Raw genomic sequence first — 7,155 nt, forward strand, 5'->3', positions numbered from 1 at the left:
ATGAGCTATCAACTCGAAAACACCCAGCGCGGTGAAAAGTACAACACGATTTTTAGCAAGGTTTCACCGGCCAAGCGGCGTAACCGCACCGCCCGTGCACACTGGCGCTCGCGTCTCTTGCTTGGCCTGTATCTGGCACTGATGATTCTGCCCATTTACTGGCTGATCAATATGTCGCTACAGACCAATAGCGAAATTCTCGGCTCGATGACGCTGTGGCCCCAGAACCTTACTTTTGATAACTACATCGGCATTTTCACCAACTCAAGCTGGTACATGGGCTACGTCAACTCGATGCTCTACGTGGCGATGAATATGCTCATCACCATCTGCGTCGCGCTACCCGCCGCCTACGCCTTTAGCCGCTACACCTTTATTGGCGACAAGCATCTATTTTTCTGGCTGCTGACCAACCTAATGGCGCCACCTGCGGTATTTCTGCTGCCCTACTTCCAGCTCTACTACTCGGTAGGCCTGTTCGATACCCACATCGCCGTCGCGCTGGCTCACTGCCTGTTCAATATCCCCCTTGCTATCTGGATTTTGGAGGGCTTTATGAGCAGCGTGCCTAAAGAGATCGATGAAACCGCCTATATCGACGGCTATAGCTTTCCGCGCTTTTTCGTCAAGATTTTTATCCCCATGATCCGCTCAGGCATTGGCGTCACGCTGTTCTTCCTGTTCATGTTCTCCTGGGTGGAGCTGTTGCTGGCCCGCACGTTGACAGCCACTGACGCCCAGCCCATTGGCATGATCATGACGCGCACATCGACTGCTTCTGGGATTGACTGGGGCACTTTGGCCGCCGCCGGTGTACTCACCATCATTCCCGGCATTCTGGTGGTCTACTTCGTTCGTAACCATATCGCCAAGGGCTTTGCCCTGGGCCGTACCTGAGGAGATCTCGCTATGTCTTGGATGGTATGGACAGTGCCCACCGCCATATTCTTTTCATCCATTGCGGCCATGCTGGCAGGCATGACGGTATGGGAGATCATGTCGCCCACTATTGAGCGCAAAGGGTTTTTACCCATTGCCACCACTCGCGGGGATCGGCTGTTTATCGGCCTGCTCTCGGCGGCCTTTATCCACCTGGGTGTGATTGGCTTCACCTCACTATCCATTTGGATTGCACTAGCGGTATCAGCCGTATGGCTGCTGGTTTTAATGCGCTGGGGATAGCTCTTGAGACTAGCCCTTGGGAAATGCCATCAGCGTTTAATCGGTATCAAGGACGGCCAAGCCATCAAGGAAGAACACAACAAAACGAGGTCAACATGCAAAAGCACGACAATAAATCCAAACTGACTAAATTCAAACTGACAACCCTCGCCGCCAGCTTGTTGCTGGCGTCGGGAACGCTGTCAGCGCAAGAGCAGGATACCCGTGCCATCGCTGAACGCTTGGTCGACGAGCACTTCCAGAACTCAACCCTGAGCCGCGAAGAGCAGATCGAAGAGCTGATGTGGTTTGCCAACGCTGCCGAGCCTTTCCGCGGCATGGATATTCAAACCGTGGCTGAAGGCCTCACGACTCACGTTTATGAAAGTGAAGTGCTTGCAGAAGCCTTTAGTGAGCTGACCGGCATTAACCTGACCCACAACATCATCGGTGAAGGTGATGTGGTGGACACCATGCAGAATCAGATGCAGTCGGGTAACAGCATCTACGATGGCTTCGTCAATGACACCGACTCCATCGGCACGCATATTCGTTATGGCACCACCATCAACCTGTCTGAAGCGATGGAGAACGAGTGGGCCGACTATACGTTGCCCACCCTGGATTTAGACGACTTTATTGGACTGCAGTACGGCACCGGGCCAGATGGCAGCCTCTTTCAACTGCCCACCCAACAGTTCGCTAACCTCTACTGGTTCCGCTATGACTGGTTTACCGACCCTGAGCTGATGGCACAGTTCGAAGAGGTCTACGGCTACCCTCTTGGCGTTCCCACTAACTGGACGGCCTATCAAGATATCGCCGAGTTCTTTACCGAGCATGTCGGCGAAATAGATGGCACCAAGGTGTATGGCCATATGGATTACGGCCGCCGCGATCCGTCACTGGGCTGGCGCTTCCACGACTCCTGGCTCTCCATGGCAGGTATGGGCAGCCCCGGCGTCCCTTCCGGCAACCCGGTGGATGACTGGGGTATCCGCGTCAACGAAGATAGCCAGCCAGTAGGCGCAAGCGTAAGCCGCGGCGGTGCTACTAACTCACCGGCCTCGGTATTTGCCATGCAAAAAGCCGTCGATTGGCTGCGTGACTATGCCCCTCCTGAAGCACAGGGCATGACCTTTGGTGAGGCTGGCCCGGTACCTGCGCAGGGACACATTGCCCAGCAGATTTTCTGGTACACCGCCTTTACTGCCGACATGACCGACCCTGCAGTCGCAGTGACCGATGACGAAGGCAACCCGCTATGGCGCATGGCTCCATCCCCCACCGGCCCGTACTGGGAAGAGGGTATGAAGGTCGGCTACCAAGATGTAGGCGCCTGGACGTTCTTCGATTCAACGCCGGAAGATCGTCGCACCGCGGCGTGGCTGTTCGGCCAGTTCACCGTGTCTAAAACGGTGTCTTTGGAAAAACTGATGCACGGTCTAACGCCGATTCGTGAATCTGACATCTTCTCTGAGCAGATGACCGAGATGGCCCCCAAATTAGGCGGCCTGGTGGAGTTCTACCGCAGCCCCAACGAGTCGAACTGGACGCCTACCGGCACCAATGTGCCTGACTACCCACGCATGGCCCCACTGTGGTGGCAAAACCTGGCGCCTGTCATGAGTGGTGAAGTCACGCCTCAGGAAGGCTTGGACAAACTGGCGTCGGATATGGACAGCACCATGCATCGCCTAGCCAGGGCCAACGTCTTCGACAGCTATGCGCCCGTGCTCAATGAAGAGCAGGATCCGCAATACTGGCTGGATCAGGAAGGCGCACCCAAAGCCAAGCTGGACAATGAAATGCCCCAAGGCACCACAGTTCCTTATGACGAAATGATGGAAGCCTGGATGGCAGCCGGTACGCGCCAAGAGTAATCACGCGTAACGCTTGCAGGGTGGGCAACCGCCCTGCAAGGGTTTCATTGGCGGCAGGCCATAGCACAAGAGAAAACACCCAGGGCACCAGGGCTATTTATTTGTTAATTGGATCCGCTATGAAACTGCGAAATCGAAATATAGAAAAATTACCTACCGAGACCTTTGATGCCCTGATTATAGGGGGCGGTATCAATGGCGCGGCCACTGCGGCGGCGCTGGCTGGAAAAGGCGCTAAAGTCGCACTGATTGATCGCGGCGACTTCGCTGGCAGCACCAGCATGCACTCCTCCAACTTAGTTTGGGGAGGCATTAAATACATGGAAAGCAAGGATTTTGCACTGGTTCGAAAATTGTGCAAAAGCCGCAATCACTTGATAAAGAGTTACCCCTCTACCGTGCAGGAGATTCGTTTCCTGACCACTATTTCGAAAGGTTTCCGCCACTCACCACGCTACCTATGGGCGGGCACCTGGCTTTACTGGCTGATGGGCAACGGCTTCACTAAACTGCCCCGCCTGCTTTCGCCTAACAAGATTAAGCAGCAAGAACCCATTATCGATATTGAGGACGCCGTTGGCGGCTTTGAGTACTCCGACGCCTACCTCCACGATAATGACGCACGCTTTGTGTTCAACTTTGTGCGCCACGCGCTTAACTATGGAGCAATTGCCGCCAACTACGTCGAGTCACTCGGCGCCGAACGGGTCGGCGACCTATGGGTGACCAAAGCGCACAACGTGATGGATGGCAGCACTTTCGATATTCATGCCAAGGTATTAATCAACGCTGCTGGCCCCTGGGTAGATCAGCATAACGAGCTGACCGGCCAAAAGACTACCCATCATCACCTCTACTCCAAGGGCATTCACCTCATCGTTCCACAGCTAACCGATTCACAGCGGGTGTTGGCATTTTTTGCCGACGATGGAAGGCTGTTCTTCGTCATTCCCATGGGCAATCGCACCTGTATCGGCACTACCGATACCCATATGGAGCATCCAGAGGTGGACGTTACTGCTGACGATATCGCCTTTGTGCTGGAAAATATCAATAAACGCCTAACGCTAGATCAACCGCTCACACAAGACGACATTATCTCGACACGCTGTGGCGTAAGGCCTTTAGCCATCAAAGATGATCAGGGCAGTGACCGAGACTTTTTACAGCTTTCTCGCAAGCATGTGGTCGATACCAACGTTGAGAGTGCGCATATCAGCATCTTTGGTGGAAAACTTACCGACTGTTTGAACGTAGGGGATGAGATTGCCGAAGAGATAAGCCGCCTGGGCGTTTCACTTTCAGACCCCAACTTTCGGTGGTACGGGGAACCTGCCAAGCCCGTGAAACAGCAGTTTATGGATCAAGCCAAGCGTATGAACCTGGATGCCATGACCGCCTCTACGTCATCGGAGCTGCTCTCCTCTCGGCTGTGGCGGCGCTATGCCGATCAAGCCATACCGATGCTGGAGAAAATTCGTCAGGATCCCGCTCAGGGCGAAATCCTCATTGAAGGCACTGAGTACATCCGTTGTGAAATTGAGCATGCCCGCGACCACGAGATGATCACCCAGCTTGAGGACTTCCTGCGCCGCCGCGCCAAAGTTTCTCTGGTGGTACCTCATGAGCAGTTACGCCATTCCACAGGTTTAAAGGAAGCGTGTCGGGTACTGTTTGGTGACGATGCTGAAAATCGATTTAGCCAGTACTTCGAACAAAATCGCGATACTGCACTTCCGCCGACATCGACAACGGTTTAGCGTAAAAAAGCCCCCTCACCTAAGTGAGGGGGCTCAAACAATCAATAAGCGAGTCTTGCCCTACTCTTCGTCTTCAATTCGCATTTGAGAGTCCCCTGAGAGCACTTCATCCCAAGCTTCTTCCAGTGTGCAGCCTGAGCGGCTATCCACTGTGTCGATGACCTCAACGGCATGCTGCAGTGATTCACGGTTGCCCTTCAGTGCCACAACAAGTCTAGCGAGATCTTGTTTGCTGAAAGTGCTGGCGATGCTGTCGGCTTGTTGGCTCAGTTCGATGCAGTTCATTAGTAATACCTCATGGTATGGTCATCCGCTGCTTAACCGACTATCGGTTAAAAAAAGCAGCCATCTTAGTTAACGACGTATGGTGACGTTGCTACTCATGCTGGGCCGGATAAGTGCCCAGTTCGGCAACTGCGAAACGGTCACAAGCTTTGCAAGACCTTCGCCTTTAGCGCTCGGGTAATACTGAAGCGCTATGGTTCTGTAGCAGGGATCGGGTCAGTGACTCGGGATAACGAAGCACCCTCCTGATCCATGGCTTCACTATGGTTCACTGCAACAAAACCCACAATGCATCATTGGCAGCAGGGGTGGTTGTAACTCGACTACATAAACACTCATTAAGTGTTAAGTGTGTTAAAGACTTTCATGAGGGGCGCTAAAAGCGAAGAAAGGCGGCCAATGGTTTAATTGGCCGCCGCATTATAAAGAATCGAAAGAGTTAATAGATAGTGTGCTTAAGTAGTGGGCTAAATCGTTATTACCTAAGGCGTGGAGCGCACGCGCGAAACCGCATCCAACCAGCCTTGATAGAGCTGCTCGCGAGTGGTCTCCTCCATAGCAGGCATAAAGCTCTTCTCACAGCGCCACAGCTGCTCAATCTCTTCGAGGGTTTGATACCAACCTAAACGCAACCCGGCTAAGTAAGCAGCCCCCAGCGCCGTGGTTTCCAAAATCGTAGGGCGATCTACTTGTACACCCAGCATATCGGCAAGAAACTGCATCACCCAGCTGTTCTTCACCATGCCACCGTCGACGCGCAAAGTGCCTGGCGCGGCCTCCATGTCGTCGTTCATACAGTGCTGGAGGTCGCGGGTTTGATAGCACACCGCTTGCAGGCCAGCGGCGACTATTTCAGCGATACCGGTATCGCGAGTTAGCCCAAAAATAGCGCCACGCGCTTTGGGATCCCAGTGTGGAGCGCCCAAGCCGGTAAAGGCGGGCACCAGATAAACGCTGTGACCACTGCGGGTCTCCTGGGCCAAGGCCTCCGTCTCTGACGCATCAGCAAACAGGTTCAAGCCGTCACGTAACCACTGCACCGTCGCCCCCGCCACGAAAATACTGCCCTCCATGGCATAGGTCGGCTTTCCATTAAGCCGGTAGCCAATGGTGGTCAACAGGCGATTGCGCGACAGCGAGGGCGTTTCGCCGGTATTCACAATCATAAAACAGCCTGTGCCATAGGTGCTTTTACCCATCCCCGGTTGAAAGCACGCCTGCCCCACTAAAGCAGCCTGCTGATCCCCCGCTACCCCAGCAATGGGGAGCGCGGCACCCAGCCAGTGCGCTTCGGTGGTGCCAAAATCATCGCTGGAGTCTTTCACTTCGGGCAATAAATTGGCGGGAATATTAAACAGCGCCAGCAGCTCTTCATCCCACTCCTGAGTATGGATATTAAACAACGCCGTGCGTGAAGCATTGGTGGCATCGGTCACGTGCTGCTGACCGCCTGTCAGCCGCCAGATTAAAAAGCTATCTACCGTTCCAAATGCCAACTCGCCCTGCTCGGCGCGCTCCCGAGCACCCTCAACGTTGTCCAGTACCCAACCAAGCTTGGTGGCTGAAAAGTAGGGATCAATCAATAGGCCCGTTTTAGCTTGAACGGTATCGGTATAGCCTTGATCGCGCAGTGACTGGCATAAATCTGAGGTGCGGCGATCCTGCCAAACGATGGCGTTATAGAGTGGCTTACCCGTTTTCCGATCCCACAGAATAGTGGTTTCCCGCTGGTTGGTAATGCCGATCCCGGCTATTTGGTCGGCGGAAACTTCAGCGTTACGCATCACATCTCGGCAAGTCGCCACCACGGTTTCCCAAATGTCTTCGGGGTTGTGCTCAATCCATCCGTCGTGGGGGAAGTGCTGAGTGAATTCTTGCTGGGCAACAGCGGCCACCTGGCCTTGGCGGTCAAACAGAATGGCGCGAGAACTGGTGGTACCTTGATCAATGGCGAGTATAAAAGAGGACATATCGAGTTCGCTTTGTTGTATTATCTTTCGATTTTGTATGATTGAAAACCTCTGATTAACGCGATGAGCGCAGGCCAGACAAGGCAAAAATCAACG

Annotated in this window: 6 protein-coding genes; 4 read left to right on the forward strand and 2 right to left on the reverse strand. The window is 53.8% G+C overall.

From position 1 onward, the window contains the following. The 4 genes from K7H09_RS16645 to K7H09_RS16660 all read left to right on the forward strand — a co-directional run bounded on the left by K7H09_RS16645 (position 1) and on the right by K7H09_RS16660 (position 4,804). Positions 1-897: a carbohydrate ABC transporter permease gene (locus tag K7H09_RS16645; protein WP_027959233.1), complete on the forward strand. Its 897-nt coding sequence runs from the start codon at positions 1-3 to the stop codon at positions 895-897. A gap of 12 nt (positions 898-909) precedes the next feature. Then, on the forward strand, positions 910-1,182 hold the full coding sequence (locus K7H09_RS16650; RefSeq protein ID WP_230805227.1) for a DUF2160 domain-containing protein: 273 nt from the start codon (positions 910-912) through the stop codon (positions 1,180-1,182). 95 nt (positions 1,183-1,277) lie between these two features. Beyond that, positions 1,278-3,044, forward strand: a complete 1,767-nt coding sequence (locus K7H09_RS16655; RefSeq protein ID WP_022523710.1) for an ABC transporter substrate-binding protein — start codon at positions 1,278-1,280, stop codon at positions 3,042-3,044. A gap of 119 nt (positions 3,045-3,163) precedes the next feature. Continuing rightward, positions 3,164-4,804, forward strand: a complete 1,641-nt coding sequence (locus tag K7H09_RS16660; protein WP_230805230.1) for a glycerol-3-phosphate dehydrogenase/oxidase — start codon at positions 3,164-3,166, stop codon at positions 4,802-4,804. A 60-nt stretch (positions 4,805-4,864) separates the two neighbouring features. Here the strand turns inward: K7H09_RS16660 and K7H09_RS16665 are convergent, their stop codons facing one another. Continuing rightward, on the reverse strand, positions 4,865-5,089 hold the full coding sequence (locus K7H09_RS16665; RefSeq protein ID WP_022523712.1) for a hypothetical protein: 225 nt from the start codon (positions 5,087-5,089) through the stop codon (positions 4,865-4,867). A gap of 482 nt (positions 5,090-5,571) precedes the next feature. Continuing rightward, positions 5,572-7,059, reverse strand: coding sequence for a glycerol kinase GlpK (glpK, locus tag K7H09_RS16670; protein WP_138800295.1), 1,488 nt, complete (start codon positions 7,057-7,059; stop codon positions 5,572-5,574). Between the last annotated feature and the right edge of the window lie 96 nt (positions 7,060-7,155).

The sequence above is a fragment of the Halomonas sp. IOP_14 genome (genome assembly GCF_021021315.1).
Lineage (GTDB): Bacteria > Pseudomonadota > Gammaproteobacteria > Pseudomonadales > Halomonadaceae > Vreelandella > Vreelandella titanicae.

Bases quoted from the DNA above. Each gene is read 5' to 3' on its own strand.
- K7H09_RS16660 (WP_230805230.1), top strand. From the start codon at position 3,164: ATGAAACTGCGAAATCGAAATATAGAAAAATTACCTACCGAGACCTTT.
- K7H09_RS16665 (WP_022523712.1), bottom strand. From the start codon at position 5,089: ATGAACTGCATCGAACTGAGCCAACAAGCCGACAGCATCGCCAGCACT.
- K7H09_RS16655 (WP_022523710.1), top strand. From the start codon at position 1,278: ATGCAAAAGCACGACAATAAATCCAAACTGACTAAATTCAAACTGACA.
- K7H09_RS16650 (WP_230805227.1), top strand. From the start codon at position 910: ATGTCTTGGATGGTATGGACAGTGCCCACCGCCATATTCTTTTCATCC.
- K7H09_RS16645 (WP_027959233.1), top strand. From the start codon at position 1: ATGAGCTATCAACTCGAAAACACCCAGCGCGGTGAAAAGTACAACACG.
- glpK (WP_138800295.1), bottom strand. From the start codon at position 7,059: ATGTCCTCTTTTATACTCGCCATTGATCAAGGTACCACCAGTTCTCGC.